The sequence below is a fragment of the Streptomyces longispororuber genome (assembly GCF_014656095.1).
Taxonomy (GTDB): Bacteria; Actinomycetota; Actinomycetes; order Streptomycetales; family Streptomycetaceae; genus Streptomyces; species Streptomyces longispororuber.
On record NZ_BNBT01000034.1, the window covers coordinates 1 to 22,123 of the forward strand.

20 protein-coding genes, 1 rRNA gene and 1 pseudogene are annotated in these 22,123 nt (G+C 73.3%); 6 read left to right on the forward strand and 16 right to left on the reverse strand.

Annotated features, from left to right (window positions below):
• Positions 1-76, forward strand: a 5S ribosomal RNA gene (gene rrf / locus IE330_RS13685); the annotation flags it as partial.
• A 91-nt stretch (positions 77-167) separates the two neighbouring features.
• Here the strand turns inward: rrf and IE330_RS13690 are convergent.
• From IE330_RS13690 to IE330_RS13705, 4 genes are all read right to left on the reverse strand, one after another.
• Positions 168-845, reverse strand: a complete 678-nt coding sequence (locus IE330_RS13690; RefSeq protein WP_190136245.1) for a response regulator — start codon at positions 843-845, stop codon at positions 168-170.
• Positions 842-2,128, reverse strand: a complete 1,287-nt coding sequence (locus IE330_RS13695; protein WP_229925625.1) for a sensor histidine kinase — start codon at positions 2,126-2,128, stop codon at positions 842-844. Before IE330_RS13695 ends, IE330_RS13690 begins: the two co-directional genes overlap by 4 nt.
• A gap of 92 nt (positions 2,129-2,220) precedes the next feature.
• The gene (locus IE330_RS13700; protein ID WP_190136246.1) at positions 2,221-3,006 is read right to left on the reverse strand and encodes an ABC transporter permease; all 786 of its coding nucleotides are present in this window, start codon (positions 3,004-3,006) and stop codon (positions 2,221-2,223) included.
• Positions 3,003-3,968, reverse strand: coding sequence for an ATP-binding cassette domain-containing protein (locus tag IE330_RS13705; RefSeq protein WP_190136247.1), 966 nt, complete (start codon positions 3,966-3,968; stop codon positions 3,003-3,005). The genes IE330_RS13700 and IE330_RS13705 overlap by 4 nt, the downstream gene beginning before the upstream one ends.
• 236 nt (positions 3,969-4,204) lie before the next feature.
• Here IE330_RS13705 and IE330_RS13710 point away from each other — a divergent pair, with 236 nt between their 5' ends.
• Entirely contained in the window at positions 4,205-4,759 is a 555-nt protein-coding gene (locus IE330_RS13710) for a GNAT family N-acetyltransferase (RefSeq protein ID WP_190136248.1), read from the forward strand.
• A 51-nt stretch (positions 4,760-4,810) separates the two neighbouring features.
• On the opposite strand, the gene IE330_RS13715 is transcribed toward IE330_RS13710, so the two are convergent.
• The 9 genes and pseudogenes from IE330_RS13715 to IE330_RS13755 form a co-directional block, all read right to left on the reverse strand.
• Positions 4,811-6,457: a type VI secretion protein gene (locus tag IE330_RS13715; protein ID WP_190136249.1), complete on the reverse strand. Its 1,647-nt coding sequence runs from the start codon at positions 6,455-6,457 to the stop codon at positions 4,811-4,813.
• The gene (locus IE330_RS13720) at positions 6,457-7,878 is read right to left on the reverse strand and encodes an ATP-binding protein (protein WP_190136250.1); all 1,422 of its coding nucleotides are present in this window, start codon (positions 7,876-7,878) and stop codon (positions 6,457-6,459) included. The genes IE330_RS13715 and IE330_RS13720 overlap by 1 nt, the downstream gene beginning before the upstream one ends.
• A gap of 97 nt (positions 7,879-7,975) precedes the next feature.
• A complete protein-coding gene (locus tag IE330_RS13725) occupies positions 7,976-9,535 on the reverse strand; it encodes an SCO6880 family protein (protein WP_190136251.1) in 1,560 nt (519 codons plus the stop codon).
• On the reverse strand, positions 9,532-10,860 hold the full coding sequence (locus IE330_RS13730; protein ID WP_190136252.1) for a hypothetical protein: 1,329 nt from the start codon (positions 10,858-10,860) through the stop codon (positions 9,532-9,534). Before IE330_RS13730 ends, IE330_RS13725 begins: the two co-directional genes overlap by 4 nt.
• The gene (locus tag IE330_RS13735; protein ID WP_190136253.1) at positions 10,850-11,689 is read right to left on the reverse strand and encodes a DUF8175 domain-containg protein; all 840 of its coding nucleotides are present in this window, start codon (positions 11,687-11,689) and stop codon (positions 10,850-10,852) included. The genes IE330_RS13730 and IE330_RS13735 overlap by 11 nt, the downstream gene beginning before the upstream one ends.
• Positions 11,690-11,882: 193 nt before the next feature.
• A complete protein-coding gene (locus IE330_RS13740) occupies positions 11,883-12,191 on the reverse strand; it encodes a DUF8827 family protein (RefSeq protein ID WP_030689133.1) in 309 nt (102 codons plus the stop codon).
• A 438-nt stretch (positions 12,192-12,629) separates the two neighbouring features.
• Positions 12,630-14,393 (reverse strand): hypothetical protein, encoded by a 1,764-nt coding sequence (locus IE330_RS13745; RefSeq protein ID WP_229925626.1) that lies wholly within the window; start codon positions 14,391-14,393, stop codon positions 12,630-12,632.
• 799 nt (positions 14,394-15,192) lie between these two features.
• Positions 15,193-15,711: a GNAT family N-acetyltransferase gene (locus tag IE330_RS13750; protein ID WP_190136254.1), complete on the reverse strand. Its 519-nt coding sequence runs from the start codon at positions 15,709-15,711 to the stop codon at positions 15,193-15,195.
• Between the two features lie 139 nt (positions 15,712-15,850).
• A pseudogene (locus IE330_RS13755) lies at positions 15,851-16,078 on the reverse strand (DUF397 domain-containing protein); the annotation flags it as partial.
• Between the two features lie 141 nt (positions 16,079-16,219).
• On the opposite strand from IE330_RS13755, the gene IE330_RS13760 reads away from it, so the two are divergent.
• Entirely contained in the window at positions 16,220-17,365 is a 1,146-nt protein-coding gene (locus IE330_RS13760; protein WP_373314641.1) for a C40 family peptidase, read from the forward strand.
• Between the two features lie 274 nt (positions 17,366-17,639).
• The gene (locus IE330_RS13765; protein ID WP_190136255.1) at positions 17,640-18,341 is read left to right on the forward strand and encodes a phosphatase PAP2 family protein; all 702 of its coding nucleotides are present in this window, start codon (positions 17,640-17,642) and stop codon (positions 18,339-18,341) included.
• A 73-nt stretch (positions 18,342-18,414) separates the two neighbouring features.
• Here the strand turns inward: IE330_RS13765 and IE330_RS13770 are convergent, their stop codons facing one another.
• Both IE330_RS13770 and IE330_RS13775 read right to left on the reverse strand, forming a co-directional pair.
• On the reverse strand, positions 18,415-20,016 hold the full coding sequence (locus tag IE330_RS13770; RefSeq protein ID WP_190136296.1) for an FAD-binding oxidoreductase: 1,602 nt from the start codon (positions 20,014-20,016) through the stop codon (positions 18,415-18,417).
• A 72-nt stretch (positions 20,017-20,088) separates the two neighbouring features.
• Positions 20,089-20,244 (reverse strand): hypothetical protein, encoded by a 156-nt coding sequence (locus IE330_RS13775; RefSeq protein ID WP_190136256.1) that lies wholly within the window; start codon positions 20,242-20,244, stop codon positions 20,089-20,091.
• A gap of 153 nt (positions 20,245-20,397) precedes the next feature.
• Here IE330_RS13775 and IE330_RS13780 point away from each other — a divergent pair, with 153 nt between their 5' ends.
• Positions 20,398-21,207, forward strand: coding sequence for an SCO4651 family lipoprotein (locus IE330_RS13780; RefSeq protein ID WP_190136297.1), 810 nt, complete (start codon positions 20,398-20,400; stop codon positions 21,205-21,207).
• A gap of 93 nt (positions 21,208-21,300) precedes the next feature.
• Entirely contained in the window at positions 21,301-21,537 is a 237-nt protein-coding gene (locus tag IE330_RS13785; RefSeq protein ID WP_190136257.1) for a hypothetical protein, read from the forward strand.
• A gap of 135 nt (positions 21,538-21,672) precedes the next feature.
• Here the strand turns inward: IE330_RS13785 and IE330_RS13790 are convergent, their stop codons facing one another.
• Positions 21,673-22,044 (reverse strand): metal-sensitive transcriptional regulator, encoded by a 372-nt coding sequence (locus tag IE330_RS13790; protein WP_190136258.1) that lies wholly within the window; start codon positions 22,042-22,044, stop codon positions 21,673-21,675.
• Between the last annotated feature and the right edge of the window lie 79 nt (positions 22,045-22,123).

Consider the following 22,123-nt stretch of genomic DNA (forward strand, 5'->3'; position numbering starts at 1 on the left):
GAACCCGGAAGCTAAGCCTTACAGCGCCGATGGTACTGCAGGGGGGACCCTGTGGGAGAGTAGGACGCCGCCGAACTCATTGTGATGGGAAAGCCCCCGTGCCATTCGGCACGGGGGCTTTCTTGCGTTGTACCGCCGTCCCCGGCGGGGCCGATATCCGTTCCGGGTCAGGCCGGGCGTACCAGCTTGGTGTCGTACGCGAGGATCACCGCCTGCACGCGGTCGCGGGCGCCCGTCTTCGCCAGGATGCGGCCCACGTGCGTCTTCACCGTCGACTCGGCCAGATGCAGACGCGCGGCTATCTCCGAGTTCGTCCAGCCCTGGCCGATGACCGTGAGGATCTGGCGCTCCCGCTCCGTCAGGGAGGACAGCCGGGGATGCGCGGCCGGGTCCCCGGGGGCGTCGCCGTACTCACCGGCCGGCAGGTGGTCGGCGAAGGCCTCCAGGAGGCGGCGGGTGAGCCGCGGGGCGACCACCGCGTCCCCCGACGCCACCGCGCGGATCCCCGAGAGCAGTTCCTCCGGCAGCGCGTCCTTGATGAGGAAGCCCGAGGCCCCGGCGCGCAGGCCCGCGTACGCGTACTCGTCCAGGTCGAACGTCGTGAGGATGAGGACGCGGGACGGGCTGCCCGACGCGACGATGCGGCGGGTGGCCTCGATGCCGTCCATGTCGGGCATGCGGATGTCCATCAGGACGACGTCCGGGCGCAGGCGGTCCGTCAGGCGCACCGCTTCCGTGCCGCTGCCGGCCTCGCCCACCACCGTCATGTCGTCCTGGCTCTCCAGGAGCATGCGGAAGCCGAAGCGCTGCAAGGGCTGGTCGTCGACGATGAGGACGGTGGTCATCGAGCGGTTTCCTCCGGGGCGGTCGGGGCGGGCGAGGCGGAGATCTTCGGGAGGTGCAGGCGGACCTGCCAGCCGGTCGCGGGGAGCGGCCGCGGGCCGGCCTCAAGTGTGCCCGCGTACAGGGAGGTTCGTTCCTGCATGCCGGTCAGGCCACGGCCCGAGCGGAACGCGTCAGGATCGGGCGTGGAGCCGTCCCGGGCCGGGGGGCCGCCGCGGCCCGTGTCGGTCACCGTGACCGTCACGCCGTCGTCGGCGTACGCGATGTCGACGGCGGCCGTGGCGCCCGGGCCGCCGTGCTTGAGGGTGTTCGTCAGGGCCTCCTGCACCACCCGGTACACCGTGAGCTGCTGGCCCTGGGGCAGCGGCACGGCACGGCCCCGGAACGCGGTGCGGACCGGCAGGCCCGCGGACCGTACGCCGTCCAGGAGGCGGTCCAGGTCCGTGAGGGACGGCTGCGGTGTGAGCGCGGCTGCCTCGGGGACGTCGTCGCGCAGCACGTCGAGGAGGCGGCGCAGCTCCGCCAGGGCCTGACGGCTGGTGGAGCCGATGGCGTCGAGGGCCTTGGCCGCGTGCTCGGGCGACTTGGCCGCCGCGTACCTGCCGCCGTCGGCGAGGCCCGTGATCACCGACAGGTTGTGGCCGATGATGTCGTGCATCTCGCGGGCGATGCGGGTGCGTTCGGCGGCCGCGGCGAGCTGGGCCTGCTGGTCGCGTTCGACCTCCAGGCGGTGGGCCCGCTCCACCAGGGCCTGGGTGTAGTCCTGCCGCGAGCGGACGGCGATGCCGAGGAGCGCGATGAGCGCGTACGCCCACACCTGCGGCACGATCTGCTGGTCCCAACTGCCCCGCGGATAGCGCACCGTACCGACCACGAGCGGTACCAGCATCAGCGCGCCCGCCCGGCCCAGCGTGCGGAGCGGCAGCCGCAGCGCGATGTTGAAGAGGACGATGAGCTGCACCAGCGCGACTTGGAGCATCGCGCCCGTGCCGCCGTTGACCGTGCCGAACAGCACCATCACGGCGAGGGCGGCCATCGGCCGGCGGCGCCGCCACAGCAGCGGCACCGTCAGGCCGAGCGTCAGCACCAGGACGAGCCGGCCGGGCACGCCCGTGTTGTGCGCGACGTTGCGCCAGCCGCCGCCCGCGAAGTCGACGAGGCCCGCCGTGACGAAGAAGCCGGTCACCAGCAGGTCCCAGACCAGCGGGCGGCGCCGGTCGACGGCGCGCACCCGCTGGACGAGGCGCTGGACGTGCTGGGTGAGGGGGTGCGGATCGTGGGCCACGGGCTCATCCTCGTGCACCCGTACGGGCTCATCCTCGTCCACCCGTACGGGTTGCTGCACTCCCGCTGTTCCGGTCACGCGCACGGCCTCGGTCACACGTCGCGGCGTCGTAGCAGGAATGACGCCGCCGCCAGGACCGTGAGCGCCCACAGCGCCAGGGTGAGGAGGGCCGGGCCCGGGGCGATCGTGTCCTGGACGCGGGTGATCGACCCGAGCGACGTGGCCGCCTGGGCGGGGAAGTGGCGTACGACGGCGTCCACACCGGTGAACGGCAGCGTCGACACGATCTCCGGTACGACCAGGACTGCGCCGACGAACGCTCCGATGCCGCCGGGCACCGACCGCAGCAGCGCGCCCAGGCCGAGGGCGACCAGGCTGAGCAGGGTGACGCCCGCCGCGTTGCCCGCGAGGGCGCCGAGGACGCCGGGGTCGGTCAGGGCCAGCTCCTTGTCGGTGTCCGCCAGCCAGATCTGGGCCGTGAGGAAGGTGACGACGTTCGTGACCAGGCACAGCGCGAACGCCACCGCCGTGAACACCGCGGCCTTCGACCACAGCACGGGCAGCCGGCGCGGGACGGCGGTCAGCGAGGCGCGGATCATGCCCGTCGCGTACTCGCCCGCCGTGACCAGGATGCCGAGGACGGCGAGGCAGATCTGGGAGAGCTGGGTGCCGAAGAGGACGAACACGACCGTGTCGACATCGGAGTCGTCGCCGTCGTACGTGCTGCCCATGGTGATGCCGACCGCGAGGACCAGGGCGGCCGCCGCGAGCAGGGTGATCCAAGTGGTGCGCAGCGTCCACAGCTTGTGCCACTCGGAGCGCAGCACGCGGGCCGGGGTGACCCGGTAGGGCGTGGTGGTGGGGGCGGTGGTCGTCATGCCGCTGCTCCTTCCCGGGCGGTGGCGGCCTCCCGGGGCGTCGCGCCCGGCGTCCCGTACTCGACCGCGTGGTGCGTGAGGTCCATGAAGGCCTGTTCGAGAGAGGCCGTGTGCGGGGTGAGTTCGTAGAGGGGCACGGCGTGGGCGGCGGCGGTGCGGCCGATGTGCTCGGCGTCGGCGCCGCGGACGTCGAGGGTGCCGGGGGCGGCGCTCTCGACGGTGACGCCGGGCCCCGCGAGCAGCTCGGCGAGGCGGGTGGCCTCCGGGGACACGACCTTGACGGAGCCGGTGCCGGACTCGCGTACGAACTGCTCGACGGTGGTGTCGGCGAGCAGCCTCCCGCGGCCGATGATGATCAAGTGGTGGGCGGTGACGGCCATCTCGCTCATCAGGTGCGAGGAGATGAGGACCGTGCGGCCCTCGGCTGCCTGGGCCTTGAGGAGGGTGCGGATCCACAGCACGCCCTCCGGGTCGAGGCCGTTGACGGGCTCGTCGAGGACGAGCGTCGCCGGGTCGCCGAGCAGTGCCGCCGCGATGCCGAGGCGCTGGCCCATGCCGAGCGAGAAGCCCTTGACGCGGCGGCCCGCGACGTCGGTGAGGCCGGTCACGCCGAGGACGTGCTCGACGCGGGAGCGCGGGATGCCGTGGGTGTGGGCGAGCGCCATCAGATTTTGGTACGCGGAGCGGCCCGGGTGCAGGGAGCGGGCCTCCAGGAGGGCGCCGACCTCGGTCAGGGGCGCGCTGTGGGTGGCGTAGGCGCGGCCGCCGACGGTGCAGCGGCCGCTCGTGGGGGTGTCCAGGCCGAGGAGCATGCGCATGGTCGTGGACTTGCCCGCGCCGTTGGGGCCGAGGAAGCCGGTGACGGTGCCGGGGTGGACCTCGAAGCTGAGGTGGTCGACGGCCGTCCTGGGGCGTCTGCGGCCGCCCCCGTAGCGTTTCGTGAGTGCGTGAGCCCTGATCATGGGTCGATGGTGGCCCGGGGGCGCGGGCCGGCGCGTCGGACCGGGGGATCGGGCCGGGGCCGGGCGTAGTACCGAGGTACGACGGCGACGGCGGGGTTCCTGGAGGGGCACGGGCTGCGGGGCACGGGCTGCGGGGTACGGCGGCGGGGTCCTGGAGGGCACGGGCTCCCGGGGGGGGTGTCCGCCGGGGTGGGAAACGCGTTGCGGGCGGCGGGTGCGGCCCGCAAGATCAGTGCATGGAGCACCTCATACGACCCGTGCGGAGCGACGAGTGGCGGCAGGTCCGTGCGCTGCGGTTGCTGGCGCTGCGGGACCCCGCCGCCCCGATCGCGTTCCTGGAGACCTACGAGAACGCCGTCGCGAAGCCCGACGCGTACTGGAAGGACCGGACGGCGGGTGCCGCCGGGCCGGGCGGGACGGTGCGGCAGTTCATCGCGGAGGGCGCGGACGGCGGGTGGGCCGGGTCGGTCACCGTGCTGGTCGAGGAGCCCGGCGCGGGCAGCGTCCTCGGGCCCGGCGGCACGGTGCCGCAGGCGCACCTGGTGGGGGTGTACGTACGCTCCGAGCACCGGGGCACCGGGCTGACCGAGGCGCTGTTCGAGGCGGCGGTGGAGTGGGCGCGGGCGCGGGCGCCGGAGGGGGCCGGGGTCGAGCGGGTGCGGCTCTTCGTGCACGAGGCGAACGGGCGGGCCGAGGCCTTCTACCGCCGGTTCGGCTTCGTCCGCAGCGGGGAGGCCGTGCCGGTGCCGGGGGATCCGTCGGCGCTGGAGTACGAGATGGTGCTGGCGTAGTCTCCCGGCCCGCCGGGGCCCTGGACCCGGCGGGCGGGTCAGCCGGGCGGGTCAGCCGGGCAGGTCGTCGTGCGGCCAGCGGGCGCGGCCCTGTTCGCGGGAGCGGATCAGGGCGAGCGTGGGCAGGCCCTGGTCGGCGCCGGTGGCGAGCAGCTCCGGCAGCTCGGGCAGCGGGGCCACGGCGGCGACGTCGTCGAGGACGAGGGTCATTGGTGGGTCGAGGCGACCGGAGGATGACCGTTCGGCCATGCGCCGGCCGCGCTCGACCACGCTGGAGGCGAGCGCCGTGAGCAGCGGCATCGCGCCGGGGTTCGTCTTGGGGTCCTCGATGGCCTCGCCCACCACGAAGAGCGTGCCCCCTTCGTCGACGAAGGAATCCAGGACGGCGGAGTCCGCGCGGTTCGGCGTGCAGGACTCCCGTACGTTCACCGTGAACAGGGCGGACAGGGCGCGGGCCGTCAGCTCCTGGGCGATGTCGCGGCGCTCGGGGTGCGCGGTGAGCGCCGACTCCAGCTCGCCCGCGGCCCCGGAGGCGGCCTTGGGGTGGGCGCGCAGGACGCGGACCGCCTCCTGGACCTGGGTGCCCTGGGCCCAGCGGTGCACGTGCTTCACCGAGCGGCCGTCCACGGCGGCGGCGTGCAGGAAGCTCTTGAGCAGGGTCTCGGCGGTGTCCGCCACGGCGGTGTCCAGCTTGGCTGCGGGTCTGATGGGGGCCAGCAGGGCGCGGGCGCGGTGGGTGGCCGTGGCCCTGTCCTCGCAGCCGGCGGTGGGGGACCAGTGGAGGCGGGCGGGGGTGTCGCAGAGGTGGGAGGGGTCGTAGACGAGGACGGGGCCCAGTTTGGCGCGGGCGTCCTTGGTCTCCTCCCAGAGGGTGGGGTCGGAGGTGATGACGAGGGCTGCGGCTTCCGCTGCCGCGAGGGTTTCGGCGGCGAGGGGGCGGCGGGTTTGTGGGGGGCCCAGGAAGAGAGGGCTGCGGGGGGTGAGGGCGGGTGTGGCTGGGGGTGCGATTGCCTGCGTGGCGGCGGTGCTGGGTGCCTGGGCTGCGCCCTGGGGAGCCCCGGTTGCAGCGGTGCTGGGCACCTCGGGCTGTGCCCACCCGTCCCGCCCAGCGGGACGATTGCCCACAGCGGGGATCGGTGCAGGCCGCCCGTTCACAACAGGGTTGCCGGCAGCGGGGATCGGTGCAGGGTGCTCGTCCACGGGTGGGGTCGCTGCGGGGTATTCGTGCGCAGGGGAAGCAGCGGGTACAGGGTGGGGCGTAGGTGTGGGCGTGGGGGACGGGGGCTGTTTCTGGAGGGGGATGCCGGTGCGTTGGGCTCTTCTTACTGCGCGGAAGCGGGTCACCGTGCCCAGGATGAAGATCGCGAGGACGATGAGGATCATCACCTGGCCTATGACGAGGCCCCAGAACAGGCCGTAGCCGGAGAGCTGGTCGCGGGGGGTGGCGGGCCAGGCGCCCGCGATGTCGTGGGGCTCCTGGATGAGGTGGCGTACGGCGGGCGGGGTGTTGGTGAACGTGACGTCGTCCGGCCAGGCTCCGTGGGCCCACAGGCCGGCGATGCCGGTCGCCGACCACATGAGGACGACCATGCCGAGCACGAAGACGAGGACGCCCACCAGCAGGGCGTCGGGGACGCCGCGCTCGCGCCCGTCGCGGTACTCGCGCCCGTGCTGGTCCGGGTAGCGGTCCCGCTCCATCAGGCCACCGTCGACCGGGAGCCCGCCGGGCCGTCGCCCATCTGCCGTTCCATGTACGCCGCCCTTTCCTCCGCCTCCCGTTCGGCCGCGGCCAGGGCGTCGTCGGCGAGCCGGTCGCTCGCGGACTCGGTCATGGCGCGGTCGGTGAAGACCAGGGGGCGTTCCGTTTCCGTGACGAGGTGCTTGACCACCTGGACGTTGCCGTTGACGTCCCAGACGGCGATGCCGGGGGTCAGGGTGGGGATGATCTCGACGGCCCAGCGGGGCAGGCCGAGGACGCGGCCCGTGGCGCGGGCCTCGTCCGCCTTCTGGGCGTAGATGGTGCGGGTGGAGGCCATCTTGAGGATGGCTGCCGCTTCCTTCGCCGCCGCGCCGTCGACGACGTCCGAGAGGTGGTGGACCACCGCCACGAAGGACAGGCCGAGGCGGCGGCCGAACTTCAGCAGGCGCTGGAAGAGCTGCGCCACGAACGGGCTGTTGATGATGTGCCAGGCCTCCTCGACCAGGAAGATGCGCTTCTTCCGGTCGGGGCGGATCCAGGTGTGCTCCAGCCAGACGCCGACGATCGCCATGAGGATGGGCATGGCGATGGAGTTGCGGTCGATGTGGGAGAGGTCGAAGACGGTGAGCGGGGCGTCCAGGTCGATGCCGACCGTGGTGGGCCCGTCGAACATGCCGCGCAGGTCGCCGTCCACCAGGCGGTCCAGGACCAGGGCCACGTCCAGGCCCCAGGCCCGTACGTCGTCTATGGCCACGTTCATGGACTCGGCCGACCGGGCTTCGGGGTGGCGCAACTGCTCGACGATGTCGGTGAGGACGGGCTGGCGGTCGACGATGGTCTCGTTGACGTAGGCGTGCGCGACCTTCAGCGCGAAGCCGGAGCGCTCGTCCAGGCCGTGGCCCATCGCGACCTCGATGATGGTGCGCAGCAGGGCGAGCTGGCCGGTGGTGGTGATCGCCGGGTCCAGGGGGTTGAGGCGGATGCCCATGTCCAGAGCGGCCGTCGGGTCGAGCCGGACGGGCGTGATGCCCAGCTCCTGGGCGATGAGGTTCCACTCGCCGACGCCGTCCTCGCCCTGCGCGTCCAGGACGACGACCTGGCGGTCCTTGAAGCGGAGCTGCCTGAGGACGTACGTCTTCTCCAGCGCGGACTTGCCGTTGCCGGACTCGCCGAGGACCAGCCAGTGCGGGGCCGGGAGCTGCTGGCCGTACAACTGGAACGGGTCGTAGATGTAGCCCTTGCCGGAGTACACCTCACGGCCGATGATCACGCCGGAGTCGCCGAGGCCGGGCGCGGCCGTCGGCAGGTAGACCGCCTGGGCCTGCCCGGTCGACGTGCGGACCGGCAGCCGTGTGGTCTCGACCTTCCCGAACAGGAACGAGGTGAACGCGTCCGTGAGGACGGTCAGCGGATCCCGCATCGCACCTTCACACCCTTAACCGTTGGCCTGGTCGTCGACCCGTCGTGCGGTGGCCGCGCGCCGTGGCGCCGCTGTCGCGGCCGTGCGCCGTCGCGGGTCATCGGCGGATGCCGGTCGCGAACGGCAGCGTGTTCACAAACGCCCGGTGGTGCTCGCGGTCGCACCACTCGAGTTTCAGATACGACTTCCCGGCGGACGCCCTTATCGTGCGCTTGTCGCGGGCGAGGGCCTCGGGGGAGCGGGAGGACACCGTGATGTAGCCGACGAGGTTGACGCCGGCGGCACCGCTGGCGAGGTCCTCGCCGCGCTGGTCGAGGCGGGAGTGCGAGGCGACGTCCCGGGGGTCGACGGTGCGGTTCATCTTGGCCTGGCGGCTGGCCTCGGCCTCGTCGTTGGTCTTCTCCGTGAGCATCCGCTCGATGGCGATCTCGGTGGGCTCCAGGTCCATGGTGACGGCGACCGTGCGGATCACGTCCGGGGTGTGGACGAGGAGCGGGGCGAGGAAGTTGACGCCGACGGGCGTCATCGGCCACTCCTTGATCCAGGCCGTGGCGTGGCACCAGGGGGCGCGGGTCGCGGACTCGCGGGTCTTCGCCTGGAGGTACGTCGGCTCCATCGCGTCCAGCTCGGCGGGCCAGGCATTGCGTTTCGTCATCGCCTGGATGTGGTCGATGGGGTGGTCCGGGTCGTACATGGAGTGGATCAGTGAGGCGAGGCGGCCCTGGCCGAGCGGCTGGCGCACCCGGATGTCGGCCTCCTGGAGGCGCGAGCAGATGTCGGTGAGCTCGCGGGCCATGACCACGGCGAGCCCGGCGTCGCGGTCGACCTTGCGGGCGCCGCCGGAGCGGGCGGCGCGGGCCATCGCCTGGGCCTCGGCGGCCAGTTCGCGCGAGTAGTGCATGCACGCGACGAGGTAGGCGCGGTGCTGCTCGCTGCTGGTGGACACCATCGACTGCAGCTCGTCGTAGCTGTGCTGGAGCCAGGGCTGGGCACGGTCGTCGCCGCGGGCGGCCACGTCCTTGGCGTGCGCGTCCGGGTCGGCGGGCAGCGTACGGGCGAGCATCTGGAGCCGCGTCACGAAGCCGTCGCCGTTGGCGACGTGCTTGAGCAGGGTGCCGAAGCGGTCGACGAGGGCTTCCTGGTCCTCGCTGTCGCGCAGGCCGACGCCGGGGCCCTCGATCTCTATGGCCGCGGTGACGGTGCGCCGGTCGGCGTGCAGGAGTACGGCGATCTCGTCGGGGCCGAAGGGCGCGGCCAGCCAACTGATGCGGCCGATGCCGGGCGGCGGGCCGATCTCCACCTCGCGCCCGTCGAGCCGCACGCCCGCCTCCGGGGCGGCGGAGCGGTAGGCGGTGCCGCGCCGCAGGGACCGCTTGTAGGAGCGGTTGATCTCGTACCACTTGTAGAACGTACGGCCCTTGTACGGGACGTACACCGCCGCGATCGCGAGCATCGGGAAGCCGACGAGCAGCACGATGCGCGGGGCGAGGAACGGGATGAGGATGCCGCACATCATGCCGAGGAACGCGCCCACGATGATCAGGGCGATCTCGCCCGTCTCGCGGTTGCGGCCGATGATGGCGTTCGGCCGGGCGCGGCCGATGAGATAGGTGCGGCGGGGCGTGACCGGTGGGGACACATGGGACTGGGTCGTCAACGCCCTTCACCTCCTGTGCTGTTCGTACCGCGGTCGCCCGCGTGCGGGGTGCTGGACGGGCTCGTGCGGGGCGGGGGGACGGCGGAGGGGGCGCTTCCGCCGCCGTTCTGTGCGGGCCCCGGCTGCCGGTGGGCGTGCGAGGACAGGCCGCTGCCCACGGCGTTGGCGGTGGCGGGCTGGGGCGGGGCGTCGCCGCCGCCGGCCTTGCCGCCGCCCGCCTTGCCGCCGGGGCGGGAGCTGTGGGTGCGGATGCCCTGGGCGACCCAGGCGGCGGGCGAGTTGAGGGCCGTGGCGGCGCGGTTCTCGGCGCCGCGCATCAGGCGGTTGTTGCGGGTGGCCATGATGTCGTCGCCGAAGCCGGGGATGAACCGGTAGATGGAGGCGCTCGCGAAGATGGCGAGCAGGATCACCGAGAGCCCGGAGACGACGGCGGACAGCGAGTCGGGGCCGTCCTCGCCCTGGAGGGCGCCCGCGACGCCGAGGACGATCACGATGATGGGCTTCACCAGGATGATCGCGACCATCAGGCCGGCCCAGCGGCGGATGCGGCCCCAGGTGTTCTTGTCCACCAGGCCCGAGTACACGACCGTGCCGAGCAGCGCGCCGACGTAGAGCATCGCGGCGCGGATCACCAGCTCCAGGCAGAGGATGCCGGCGGCGGCGATCGACACGGCGGACACGACGATCAGCATGATCGGGCCGCCGCCGATGTCCGTGCCCTTGTCGAGGGCCTGCGAGAACGTGCCGAAGAACTGGTCGGTGTCGCCGCCCACGGACTTGGCGAGGACCTCGGACACGCCGTCCGTCGCGGACACGACGGTGGACAGGATGAGCGGCGTGAACGCGGAGGCGAGCACCGTCAGCCACAGGAAGCCGATGGCCTCCGACAGCGCGGTGAGCAGCGGCACGCCGCGCACGGCCCGCTTGGTGACGGCGAGCAGCCACACGATCAGCGTCAGGATCGTCGACGCGGCGAAGACGACGGCGTACTGCTGGAGGAACTTCTCGTTCGTGAAGTCGACCGCGGCGGTGTCGTTGACGTACTCGGTGAGCTTGTTGACGATCCAGGAGGCGGCGTCCCCGAAGCCGCGGGCGAGGGAGGCGAGGGGGTCCAGCTCGGACATCGGGCCGTTGTCGGGCGGCGACTTGGGGGTGCCCCCGCTTCTGCCCTCGCCCTGTTGGCAGTACTTCTTGGCGGGGCCGTGGATCAGCCTGCACGGGTCGTCGTCCGGCGCCGCCGCGGCGCGCGTGGCGAACAGGAGCACCGCGGCCTGGGCGGCCGCGATCGTGCCGATGAGCGAGAGTACGGGGCGACTACCGCGCATAGGTGAACCCTCCGTACCCCTCGACGGCGTCCGCGATCTCCTCGGATCCGGACGCGCGGTCGTCGCCCGGGACCGGGGCGGGACCGTCCTTCTGGGTGTGCGTGGTGATCTTCCAGTCGCCGTCGGTCCACGCCAGTTCCATCGTGATCGTGAACCAACTGCTGGTGACCGGCTTGGTGGACCGCTCGCCCGCGAGGCCGAGCAGGCCGCCGCACCAGGTGGCCACCGTGGCCTTGTCGCCGGAGAAGTGGGTGACCTTGGTGCCGATCGGACTCGTGCGCGAGACGAACTGGTAGCCGCTCGGGGCGGACCCGTCCGCCTTGAGGCCCACGTTCTTGAAGAAGTCCGCGGTGTACGCCTTGTCGAGTTGCGCCGTGAACTCGGCGACGCTGGAGGGGGCCATGATGGCCTTGAGGATGTCGTCGCGCTTCGCCTTGTCGAACATCTCGGCGGAGCCGAGCGCGACCGCGTAGTTCGCGGCAGCGCTCTGCACCCCCTGCTCACTCTTCGCGAACCCCGAAGGGATGCCCCCGTTCTTGCCGCTCACCGGCTTCTCGCCGGTCGGGGCCGTGGGCGCGGCCTCCGTGCCCTTGCCGTCGGCGCCGCCCCCGCGGCCACCCTCGGACGAGGATTCGTCCCGGTTCGCGAAGGCGATGGCCGCGATGAGGAGGACCACCACGCCGACGACGGTGACGAGGCTCCGGGAGGGGGTGCGGCCCCCGGGGCGGCCCGGTCTGCGGCCAGGGCCGTACCCGTCCGCCCCGCCGCGCTCGGGCAGCCGCGTCCGGGTCTCGCCGGTGCCGCCGAAGAGGTCATCGTCATCGCTCATGCCGCGTACGCCCCCTCAACCTCTTCCTTGACCGCCAGGTCCATCAGGTGCGTCGGATACGACGGTAGCCGTGCTGCTCGCCGCGCGGGCGCGGTGTGGTGACTCGACATCAGGGAGTTGCAACCTCAGCCGGTGGGCACGACGGACGGGGGAGAGGAGGGGGGCGGGGGGAGAAGGGGAGCGGGGCGGGGGGTCAGACCGCCATGCCGTACACGATGGTGAACAGCGTGCCGAGCGAGCCGATGATGAAGACACCGGTCAGGCCCGCGATGATCAGGCCCTTGCCCTGCTCCGCGCTGAAGGTGTCGCGCAGTGCCGTCGCTCCGATGCGCTGCTTCGCCGCGCCCCAGATCGCGATGCCGAGGCACAGCAGGATCGCGACCGCCATCACGACCTCGATCATCACGCGCGCCTCGTTGCCCAGGCTCCCGAAGGGACCCCAGTCGGGGGCGATCCCACCGATGATGGTGGTGATGTCGCCCTTCTCGGCTGCCATAAGCATGTGTAACTCACCGCCCCAAGTGGGTTGTTCGTGTACCTCTGCCCGCCCCTGCCCGTCCGGTCACCGTGGCGGCCGGCTCTGCGCAGAGGGCGAAGCTCATTGTCGCCGACAATCAGCCCGGCTGGTGCCGCCTTGTCGCCATTCGTTGGCCGACTTCGTACGTTTCGCCGGACGCCCTCCGCGCCGCCGTTCCCCGCGGTGGCGCAGAACGGTATACGAAGGAACGTATGGTCACTCTGTGTACCACGCGGGGTGACCTCCGGCAATGAAGAACAGGCGTGGCCCCTGACGCCACCTCAGCACCCTGTGCAACGCCGCAGTTCGACAGCGGGTCAGCTTCGATGTGACGGCCCGCACGGTGGCTCCGCAGGCCGCCGCGGGCCGCCGCAGGGCGGTCCCGGGGGGCCCGGGGCGGTCGTGGGGGCGGTGCGGCGCCGGTTACGTGAGGCCGTCGAAGTCGCCGACGCCGCCGCGGACGACGTACGTGCAGTCCGTGTAGCGGTAGCCGGGCTGGACCCGGGCGCCGTCGCTGTGGTTGCGGACCAGGTCGGTGCCGCCCGCGCCGCGCTTGTAGAGGAAGTGGTACTCGCCGGGCGGCAGCCGCAGGGTCCGCTGCGGGTAGCCGCGGTCGGCCTTGCAGGCCTTGCCGCGGCCCTCGGCCTTGCTGGAGTACGAGGTGCAGCCCGCGCAGGCGCCGAGCTTGACGCTGCCGGTGGCCGGTCCTGTGAACAGGACCTCGACGGGGCTCGGCCCGTCGTTCTTGACGACGAACTCCTGGCCGGAGCCGGGCCCGCGCTGGGCGGGCAGGGCGCGCCCGGCCTGGGGGCGTTCGGCGGCGACCTCGGCGGCGATGGCGATGGTGCGGGCGCGCTCGCGCCTGCCGCTGTCCTTGTATGTGGTGGCGAAGTCGCGCAGCCGCTGGGCGGCCTCGGTGAACCGGCCGTCCTCGAACTGGTCGACGCCGCAGGCGTACGCGCCCGTCTCCACGGCGCGCCGGGCGTCGGAGGCCACGGTGGCACCGGCCCCGCCGGGCAGCCCGGCGGCGACGGACCGGACCTGCTCCAGCTTCTCCGTGGCCGCGCAGGGGTCGGCCCCCCGGAGGTCGGCGGTGCGGTCGTCGACGGCGTCGCTCAGCGCGGGCACCACCTTCGCGGCGGCGTCCGAGTCCGGGAAGGTGGTCATCAGCTCGCGCAGATGGGTCCCGTCGCCCCGTTCGAGGGCGGTCGTGCCGCACTCGTACAGGGAGGTCGCGAGCCGGTCGTCGGGCCAGGTGGCGAGGCGGCCCAGGCGGTCCTCGCCGACGGTGGCGGGGAGCGTGCGCAGGTACTTCAGCGGCTCGACGGCCTGGCAGAAGCGGCGGTCGGCGTAGGGGCGGGCGACGGACTCGTAGTACGTGCCGAGGCGGTCGGGCACGCGGTCGGCGGCGCGGGAGCCCCCGTGGTCGCGGACGAGGTCGCGGTAGGTGCCCAGGGCCGAGCGGTAGTCGTCCTCGGCGGCGGCGAAGTCCCGCCCGTCCTGGGCCGCGACGAGCCGGTCGGCCTTGGTGAGCCGCTCCAGGAGCATGTCCTCCACGGCTTCGTCCTGGGCGGCCGCGTACGCGAGGGCGCCGCCGGCCGGGACGGCGAGCAGGACCACGCCGAGCCCCGCCGCGAGCGGGGCGCGCAGCCGCGACCAGCCGATGGCGGTGCGACGGGCGCGGCGGACCGCGTCGGCGGCGGCGAGCACGAGCACGGTGAGGTAGCCGACGAGGACACCGCCCGGGACCCCGTCCACGTCCGCGGGCAGCGCGGTCGCGAGCAGCGCGGCGGTCGCCGCCCAGCACAGGGCGGCGGGCAGCCAGGCCCGGAGCAGGACGTACCCGAGGCCGAGCCCGGTGAGGTTGAGCAGCCCGGCGGCGACGGCCCGCAGCGGCTCGGGCGCGGCGGCCGGGCGCGAGGGCACGGCGGTGGGCGGTTCGAGGATCTCCGGCGGGCCGTACGGGAGCGCCGCGGGGCCCGGGGCGGGCGGGCCGCAGGGCGGGGGTGGAGGTGTGATGTACGGGTTGGCGGTGGGGCCGGTGGCGGCTGGGGGCCCTGGTGTGGCCGGGGCGTGGCCGGGAGGCGGGGGAACCGGCGGTCCGAAGCCGCCGCCGGGCGGATGCGCGGGGCCCGGGCCCTGGGCGGGGGACGGGTCGCCCGCTGCCGCGGCCGGACCGGGAGGCATGGGCGTCCCCCCGGGCGCGGTCCGCTGCCCGCCGGCGGGTACGTGCCCGGCCGGAGGCCAGGCCACCGCCCTGGCGCCAGGCGCGACGGACGGCGCGTCCGCGGGCGGGGGCGGGGGCGTGTCGTACGGAGGCCTGTCGTGAGGGGAGTCGTACGGAGACGCGCCGGGCGACGCATCCGCAGCCGCGGGCACATCCTCGGGCGAGGGCGCACCGGCAGAGGCCGCACCCCCAGGAGCCGCACCCGCAGAGGCCGTACCTGCAGGAGTCGCACCCGCAGCAGGAGCCGCACCTGCAGGAGTCGCACCCGCAGGAGCCGCGTCCGCAGGCGGAGGCACATGCCCAGGCTGGGGCCCGCCCACAGACGGCGGCGCATCCGCAGGTGAGGGCGCATCCGCAGGTGAGGGCACATCCGCAGTTGAACGCGCACCCTCAGGCGAGGCCGCCGCGGCCGAAGACCCACCGCTCCCCGAAGGGGCATCCGCACCCCCGGCCCGGTCCGCAGGGGCAGCCGCGTCCTCGGGCGTGGAGCCCGGGCGCGGCCCGGTGCCCTCCCCGGCCGGGCGCCGGTCCTCAGGCGCGGGCCTGCTTCCGGGGTCGTTGGGTTCCATCGTCGGCTCCCCCCAGCCGTAGGACGCAGAACACCGCGGGGGCGCGTCCCCTCGCGCCCCAACCCTCCTACCGTCCGGCAAAGTTGGCGCTCCGTCAATCGCCCGTGACGGTACGCTTCCGGCCGCGTCGTGGCCGACCGGCCACCTCGGGGAGCGCGGAGAGCACGAGAAGCACAGGGGGCGGCGGGCTTCAGGGCCTCGGCGCGTCCAGCGTCCGCAGGAAGCAGACCCGGTCGAGCCCCGGCCCGTCGTAGTCCTTGTGCACCGGGACGCCCCCCGGCCCCACGCCGTCGCCGTGTTCGAGGCGGAAGCCCAGCGCGCGGTGGAAGGCGATGGACCGCGTGTTCGTGGGCGAGGTCACCGACCGCACGCGCGTGCGCCCCGCCGCCGCGGCGGCCCGGAAGAACGTCTCGTACAGCTCGCGCCCCACGCCCTGGCCGCGCAGCGCGGGGTCGACGCCCACGAAGTGGATGTACGCCTCCTCGGGGTGGTCCGCCGGATGGAAGCCGACCAGGAAGGCGCGGATACCGTCCGCGTCCTCCCGTACGAGACTGGTGCGCGCGAAGAACTGGAGGAACAGCTTCGGCAGCAGCAGGGACAGCTCCCGCATCTCGGCGGGGCTGCGGTCGGTCCACCAGGTCCGCACGGCGGCGACGATGTCCGGGTGGTCGTCGGGCCGGGCCGGGCGCAGGCGGGTGGCGGCGTCCATCTCAGGAGTCCTCCACAGAGCGGTCCTCCACAGAGCGGTCCTCCACAGAGCGGTCCTCCACGGAGCGGTCCTCTACGGAGCGGCCCTCCTCGGAGCGGTCCACCACGGAGCGGTCCACGGGGGAGTCCTCCGTGGAGCAGCCCTCCACGAAGTGGTCGAACTCGCCCGCCTGGACGCCGAGCACGAACGCCTCCCACTTCGCGCGCGTGGTCGTGACGACCTGCTCCGGGGTGCCGGTCTCGCGGAGGTGGACCGTGTCGCCGGGGCCGAAGGCGATCTCGATCCAGGGGCCCGGGCCCTCGGCGTCGTCGGGGGCGGCGCGGACCCACTCCAGGTCGGCGGGGAGGTCCGGGGACGGGTGGGACACGGGCGCGTCCTCCTTCGCGGTGGGAGTGCGGGAGCGTGGCTTCGAGTATCCGCCCCCGGCCCGGGGATGATCCACCCCGGCGGGAGGTGGCGCCTCTACACTGTGCGCGGCGGACTCCCGGGCGGCGAGGGGTGGTTGACGGTGCGTAAGACGTGGCTGTTCGCGGCCGTCGCGTTCGGTGGGTCGCTGGGTTTCCTGATGCTGCTCGTGGTGGGGACGTTCGTGGCCGCGGGTTCGCTCGCGGGCAACGGCTCCGGCGGCAGCGTCGGCCTCGCCAAGGGGGCCGTGCCCGCCTCGTACCAGGGGCTGGTGCAGAAGTGGGGCAACCTGTGCAAGGCCATCAACCCGGCCCTGCTCGCCGCGCAGCTCTACCAGGAGAGCGGGTTCAACCCGCGCGCGAAGAGCCCCGCGAGGGCGCAGGGGATAGCGCAGTTCATCCCGGGGACCTGGGCCACGCACGGCATCGACGGGGACGGCGACGGCGACCGTGACGTGTGGGACCCGAAGGACGCCATCCCGTCCGCGGCCTCGTACGACTGCGAGCTCGCCAAGTACGTGAAGGACGCGCCCGGCGACCCGACGAAGAACATGCTCGCCGCGTACAACGCGGGCGCGTACGCCGTGATCAAGTACGGGGGCGTGCCGCCTTACCGGGAGACGCAGAACTACGTCAAGATCATTACCACGCTGGAGAAGAGTTTCGCGCGGCCCGTCGGCCGGGTCAATCCCTCCCAGCAGGCCGCGGGGGCCATCTACTACGCGCAGAAGAAGCTCGGGACCGAGTACCTGTGGGGCGGCAACGGCACGCCCGAGCAGGGCGGCCGGTTCGACTGCTCGGGGCTCACGCTCGCCGCGTACCGCAGTGTGGGCATCGACCTGCCGCGCGTGGCCAACGACCAGTACAACGCGGGGCCGCACCCGAAGCGGGACGAGCTGCTCCCCGGCGACCTCGTGTTCTTCTCCGACGACCTGAGCAACCCCCGGGCCATCCGGCACGTCGGTATCTATGTGGGCGGCGGCTACATGATCGACGCGCCCCGGCCCGGCGCGAAGATCCGCTTCGACCCGGTCGACACCCCTGACTACTTCGGCGCGACCCGGGTCACCGAAGATGGCGCAAAAGCAGTGCCCAGTGAGCCCCCCGAGGAGCGGGACGAGGAGTCCGAGAAGGGGCGGGAGACGGTGACCGAGGCGGGTGGTACACCGCCCCGCAGGCCCTCCGAGGAGCCGTCGGGGACGCCCGCGGGCTCCGCGGGACCCTCGTCGCCCGAGCGCACCGAGGTCTGACCGGCGCCCGGAGCGGAAGGCGTGCGCCCGGCGCACGCGCCGTCCCGACTGGCTGGAACGCTCCCCTGAAACACCCCCCCTGAGCTGCGGTGATGAGTCTCTCTTCGATAACGTCTGAGTGATCATTCGGTGGAGAGTGGAACGTAGAGATGGGGACCGTGCGTTCCCTTGACTGGAACAGCTTGACTGGTACAGCACGCACTGGCCACGGGGGTTGATGGAGGACGCGTCAGGCGACGCGCCCAGGAGCGAGAAGACAAGGGGCCGCGGCATCATGGCTGGACTCGACACCACCGGGTCGAACCCCGACGTCAGCCTGCTCTACGACATCAACGGCCTGGCGGAGGACTCCCCGGGCTGGTTCGCCCGCACCATGGAGTTCGTCGGCGAGTACGGCCTGCTGCTCGCCCTGGTGCTGCTCGTGCTGTGGTGCTGGTGGGGCGCCCGCAGGCGCGGGACGCTCGACGACGCGGCCTCGTCCGTCGCCGCCGTCGTGTGGGCGCCGCTCGCCGCCGCCGTCGCCGTCCTCGTGAACGTGCCGATACGGAACTTCGTGGAGCGCCCCCGCCCCTTCCGCGACCACCAGGGGCTCGAGGTCCTGGTCGACGGCAAGACGGACTACTCGTTCGTGAGCGACCACGCGACCCTGGCCATGGCCATCGGCGTCGGCCTGTTCGTCGCCCACCGCAGGTTCGGCATCGCCGGGATCGCGCTCGCCGCCCTGGAGGGCTTCTGCCGCGTCTTCATGGGCGTCCACTACCCCACCGACGTGATCGGCGGCTTCGCGCTCGGCACGGCCGTGGCGCTGCTGCTCTCGCCACTCGCGATGGCGCTGCTCACGCCGCTCGCCAAGGCGGTCGGCCGCTCCCGCGCGACCGCCCGCCTGGTGTGGGCGGGGAACCGCGGCGTGGAGCCCGTCGCCAGCCTGCCCGAGCAGGAGTCCGCCGGGACGGACGAGAAGGACCTCGCCGCGTAGCGACCGCCGCGCACCCCGCCCGCCCCGGGCGCGCGGACCCGCCCCACGCGCCCGGACCCCCGCCCCCAGGTGCCTACAGCGCCTGCGGGAACGTGAAGAAGCGCGTCGGGTCGTACTTCTCCTTCACCTTCTTCAGCCGCGGCGCCGCCGGGCCGTAGTACGCCTCGCGCCAGTTCCTGAGCGTCGGGTCGGTGTAGTTCTGGTACGCCGCCCCGGACGCGTAGCGCCGCATCGCGCCGTGGGCCGACGTCAGCCAGGCCTGGGCGCCGGTGCCCGCGGTCCCCGCCCGCCAGGAGACGATGTACTGCGCGAGCATCCGCGAGCGGCGGTGCACGAACGCCGTGGCCGTCGGGTCCACGCGGTTGATCGCCCCGCCGAGCGCGGTCAGGGCGATGCTGCCCGCGGTGCCGCGCTCGCCGCGCACGTGCTCGATCCGGTCGAGCAGCGCCCGGATCCCCGCGGCGGACAGCGAGCGGTCGAAGAAGTCCGAGCGGGCGGCGTACGTCTCCCGGCCGAGCGCGCCGGTCGGGGTGCGGCCCGGCGTCTTGCCGGGCAGGTGGCACTGGGCGTCCGTGGCGAACGACGAGCAGCCCGCGTACACCTCCATGGCCTCCTCGTAGCCGCGGCGCTTCAGGGAGACGCCGCGCGCGGGCGCGCCCACCTTGTCGGCGAGGCGGTCGACGGCGTTCTGCAGCTCGCCGTACGTGCCGAGCGAGAAGGCGGCCACCGAGACGGTCGGGGTGGAGCCGGGGACGGCCGCGAGGTGCAGCGAGGACCAGATCTCGTCCGGCTGCGCGGGCCCCCACGCCTGCCAGGCCTTGACCACGGCGGCGGCCTTCGACCACGGCCAGGTCAGGTACGCGGAGACGGCCCGCGGGGCCGGGTGGGTGCGGAAGGTCAGCTCGGTGACGACGCCGAACTGGCCGTTGCCCGCGCCGCGCAGCGCCCAGAACAGGTCCTTGTGCTCGGACTTGTCCGCCGTGACCAGCTTGCCGTCGGCGGTGACGAGCGTGGCGGAGGTGAGGCTGTCGCAGGTGAGGCCGTACGCCCGGGAGACCACGCCGTGGCCGCCGCCGAGGGTCAGGCCGCTGATGCCGACTGTGGGGCAGGAGCCCGCAGGGACGGTGACGCCCTTCGCGGCGAGCGCGCGGTAGACGTCGATGAGCTTCGCGCCGCCGCCGACGGTGGCGCGCGAGCCGGAGACGCGGGTGCGGTTCAGCCTGGACACGTCGACGATCAGGCGGCCGGTGCCGGAGGACCAGCCCGCGTACGAGTGGCCGCCGTTGCGGATCGCCACGGGTATCTCGTGGGCGCGGGCATAGGCCAGGGTGGTGCGGATGTCGTCGGCGTGCGCGACGTAGGCGACGGCCGTCGGCTTCAGGCTGTCGAAGCGGGTGTTGTACAACTGGCGGGCCGTGGCCCAGTGGGACTCGCCCGGCCGGAGCAGGGAGCCGTCCAGGTCCCGGGCCAGGGCGTCGAGGTTGACGGCGGCCGACGCGGCCGCCGTCCGTATCGGCGTGGTGCCGCCCGCCGCCCCGCCGCTCACCGCGGCGTCCGCGGTCGACGCGCCGCCGCTCGCCCTCCGTGTGCCGCCGCCGTCCCCACCGGTGCACGCGGCCGCGCCGGCCGTCGCGACCGCGGCCGCCGCCGTGCCGATGAACGTGCGTCGTGCCAGCCCTGCCATGTGACCTCCCGTAGCGTTCCCGCCCAACGAGACGACACCCGGCTCTCCAGGGTTCCGGCGGGCTCAGGGAGCCGTGCTGTGCGCGTCGGCGTCGGCGCGGGCCTTGCTGCGGGCGCGGCGTGCGGGGCCACGCCAGCCGCAACTGCACCGGGCGGAGCAGAAGCGGCCGTCCTCGACGGTGGTCGTGCGGTGCGCATCGGGGGACTGCTGCTCGGACACGCCCCCACGGTACGCCGACCGGGTGAACGCGGTGGCGCGTGACAACACTTCGTACCGGTCGTTATCCGGAACACGGGAGTCGAGCCGGTTTGACACGGCTCGACGCGGTTCGGCGCCGGTTGACGCGTGGAGAGGCTGGGGGTCGGCAGAGCGATGGGGCAGCAGGGCAGGCACACGGGCACGGTGGCCGCCGCGGCCGCGGCACTGGGGCTGATCACCCTCACCACGGGCTGTGCGGGCGGTGGCGCCGCAGCCAGCGACGACCCGGCCACACGGGTGCGGGACGCCGCCGACTCACTGGTGCGCGCGGGCAGTTCCCGGGCGCGTACGACCATGGAGATGGCCAGCGGCGGGACCCGCGTGACCATCCGCGGCCACGGGGCGTACGACTTCCGGCGGCGGCAGGGGCAGTTCGACGTCGTGCTGCCGCAGGACCCGGCGGCGGGCGGCGGACGCAAGCCCCCCGTCACGGAGCTGATGACGGGCGGGGACCTGTACATGAAGAACCGCGGCGCCGGGGTGCCGGCCGACAAGTGGGTGCGGGTCGAGACGTCGTCCCTGCCCGACGGGAACCTCGTCACGGGCGGCGCGACCGACCCGCTCGTCGCCGCCGAACTGCTGCGCGGCGCGCGCGAGGTGACGTACGTGGGCGAGACCCGGGCCGGCGGGGCCGCCGTGCGGCACTACCGGGGCGTGGCCGAACTCGGCCGGGCCGCGGCGGTGGCGTCCGCGCCGTACCGGGACGCGCTGCGGGCGGCGGCGGGGAAAGGGTTCAGCAGGGGCGGGGTCCCCTTCGACGCGTACGTCGACGAGGAGGGGCGGCTGCGCAAGCTCCGGCACCGGTTCGACGTGGCCAACGGGCAGGTGGCGTCCACGACGTCGCTGTATGCCTTCGGGGCGCCGGTGCGGGTGCGGCTGCCCGCGGAGCGGGACATCTACACCGGGAAGATCGCCGCGCGCTAGTCGCAATATGGTCCGTCCGTGCCATGCGCGGTACGCGGGGCGCTCCCTACCCTAGGAAACCGGTACCGGCACACAAACCGTGGTCAGGAAGAGGTGGTGAACGTGGTTCCGGTGCGCGGCGCGGCGGTTCAGGACCACGTTGCCCTCGCCGAGATCGAGCTGTGCGGCGAACTGATCATCGCGGCGTCGGCCGCGCGCGGTGAGCGGCTCAGTGCTGACCGGATCGACGAGGTGCTTCGGGTCTCCGACGGGCAGCAAGGGGTCCTGGACGGACAGCGAAGGGACGGCGCCGGCGCGGGCGGGGGCACGGGCGGGGGCGCGGAAGCCTAGCTTCCGCGAGGCCGCGCCCGGTGGTGCCGGGCCCGGCCCGGACGGGGGGAGCGGACGGGCGAGGACAGCCGGACCCGGCCGAAGAGGGTCGGGATCAGGCCGAAGAGGGGCAACGGCAGGCCCGGTCGAAAAGGGTCAGGTGCGGAGCATCCGGGCGATGGCCTTCGTCGCCTCCTCGACCTTCGCGTCGATCTCGTCGCCCCCCTTGACCGCCGCGTCGGCGACGCAGTGCCGCAGGTGCTCCTCCAGGAGTTGGAGGGCGAAGGACTGCAGCGCCTTCGTGCCCGCCGAGACCTGGGTGAGTATGTCGATGCAGTAGACGTCCTCCTCGACCATGCGCTGGAGGCCGCGGATCTGGCCCTCGATGCGGCGCAGGCGCTTGAGGTGTTCGTCCTTCTGGTGGTGGTACCCGTGCGTCCGGTGCCCGGCGTCGTCGGCGGCCGTCTGCTCGGTGGCGGAGGGCGCTTGTGTGGTCGTGGCCGTACCGGCCGTCTCTGTGGTCGTCATCGCGTCCTCCTGTGCATACCCCTGGTGGGTATAGGGTACCGGATTTCTCGGGTGGTGTGCTGATCACTGTGCCTGATGG

Excerpts from the sequence above, each read along its gene's own strand:
- IE330_RS13690 (WP_190136245.1), bottom strand. The coding sequence starts at position 845 with ATGACCACCGTCCTCATCGTCGACGACCAGCCCTTGCAGCGCTTCGGC.
- IE330_RS13700 (WP_190136246.1), bottom strand. The coding sequence starts at position 3,006 with ATGACGACCACCGCCCCCACCACCACGCCCTACCGGGTCACCCCGGCC.
- IE330_RS13705 (WP_190136247.1), bottom strand. The coding sequence starts at position 3,968 with ATGATCAGGGCTCACGCACTCACGAAACGCTACGGGGGCGGCCGCAGA.
- IE330_RS13710 (WP_190136248.1), top strand. The coding sequence starts at position 4,205 with ATGGAGCACCTCATACGACCCGTGCGGAGCGACGAGTGGCGGCAGGTC.
- IE330_RS13715 (WP_190136249.1), bottom strand. The coding sequence starts at position 6,457 with ATGGAGCGGGACCGCTACCCGGACCAGCACGGGCGCGAGTACCGCGAC.
- IE330_RS13720 (WP_190136250.1), bottom strand. The coding sequence starts at position 7,878 with ATGCGGGATCCGCTGACCGTCCTCACGGACGCGTTCACCTCGTTCCTG.
- IE330_RS13730 (WP_190136252.1), bottom strand. The coding sequence starts at position 10,860 with ATGCGCGGTAGTCGCCCCGTACTCTCGCTCATCGGCACGATCGCGGCC.
- IE330_RS13735 (WP_190136253.1), bottom strand. The coding sequence starts at position 11,689 with ATGAGCGATGACGATGACCTCTTCGGCGGCACCGGCGAGACCCGGACG.
- IE330_RS13740 (WP_030689133.1), bottom strand. The coding sequence starts at position 12,191 with ATGCTTATGGCAGCCGAGAAGGGCGACATCACCACCATCATCGGTGGG.
- IE330_RS13745 (WP_229925626.1), bottom strand. The coding sequence starts at position 14,393 with ATGCCTCCCGGTCCGGCCGCGGCAGCGGGCGACCCGTCCCCCGCCCAG.
- IE330_RS13750 (WP_190136254.1), bottom strand. The coding sequence starts at position 15,711 with ATGGACGCCGCCACCCGCCTGCGCCCGGCCCGGCCCGACGACCACCCG.
- IE330_RS13765 (WP_190136255.1), top strand. The coding sequence starts at position 17,640 with ATGGCTGGACTCGACACCACCGGGTCGAACCCCGACGTCAGCCTGCTC.
- IE330_RS13780 (WP_190136297.1), top strand. The coding sequence starts at position 20,398 with ATGGGGCAGCAGGGCAGGCACACGGGCACGGTGGCCGCCGCGGCCGCG.
- IE330_RS13790 (WP_190136258.1), bottom strand. The coding sequence starts at position 22,044 with ATGACGACCACAGAGACGGCCGGTACGGCCACGACCACACAAGCGCCC.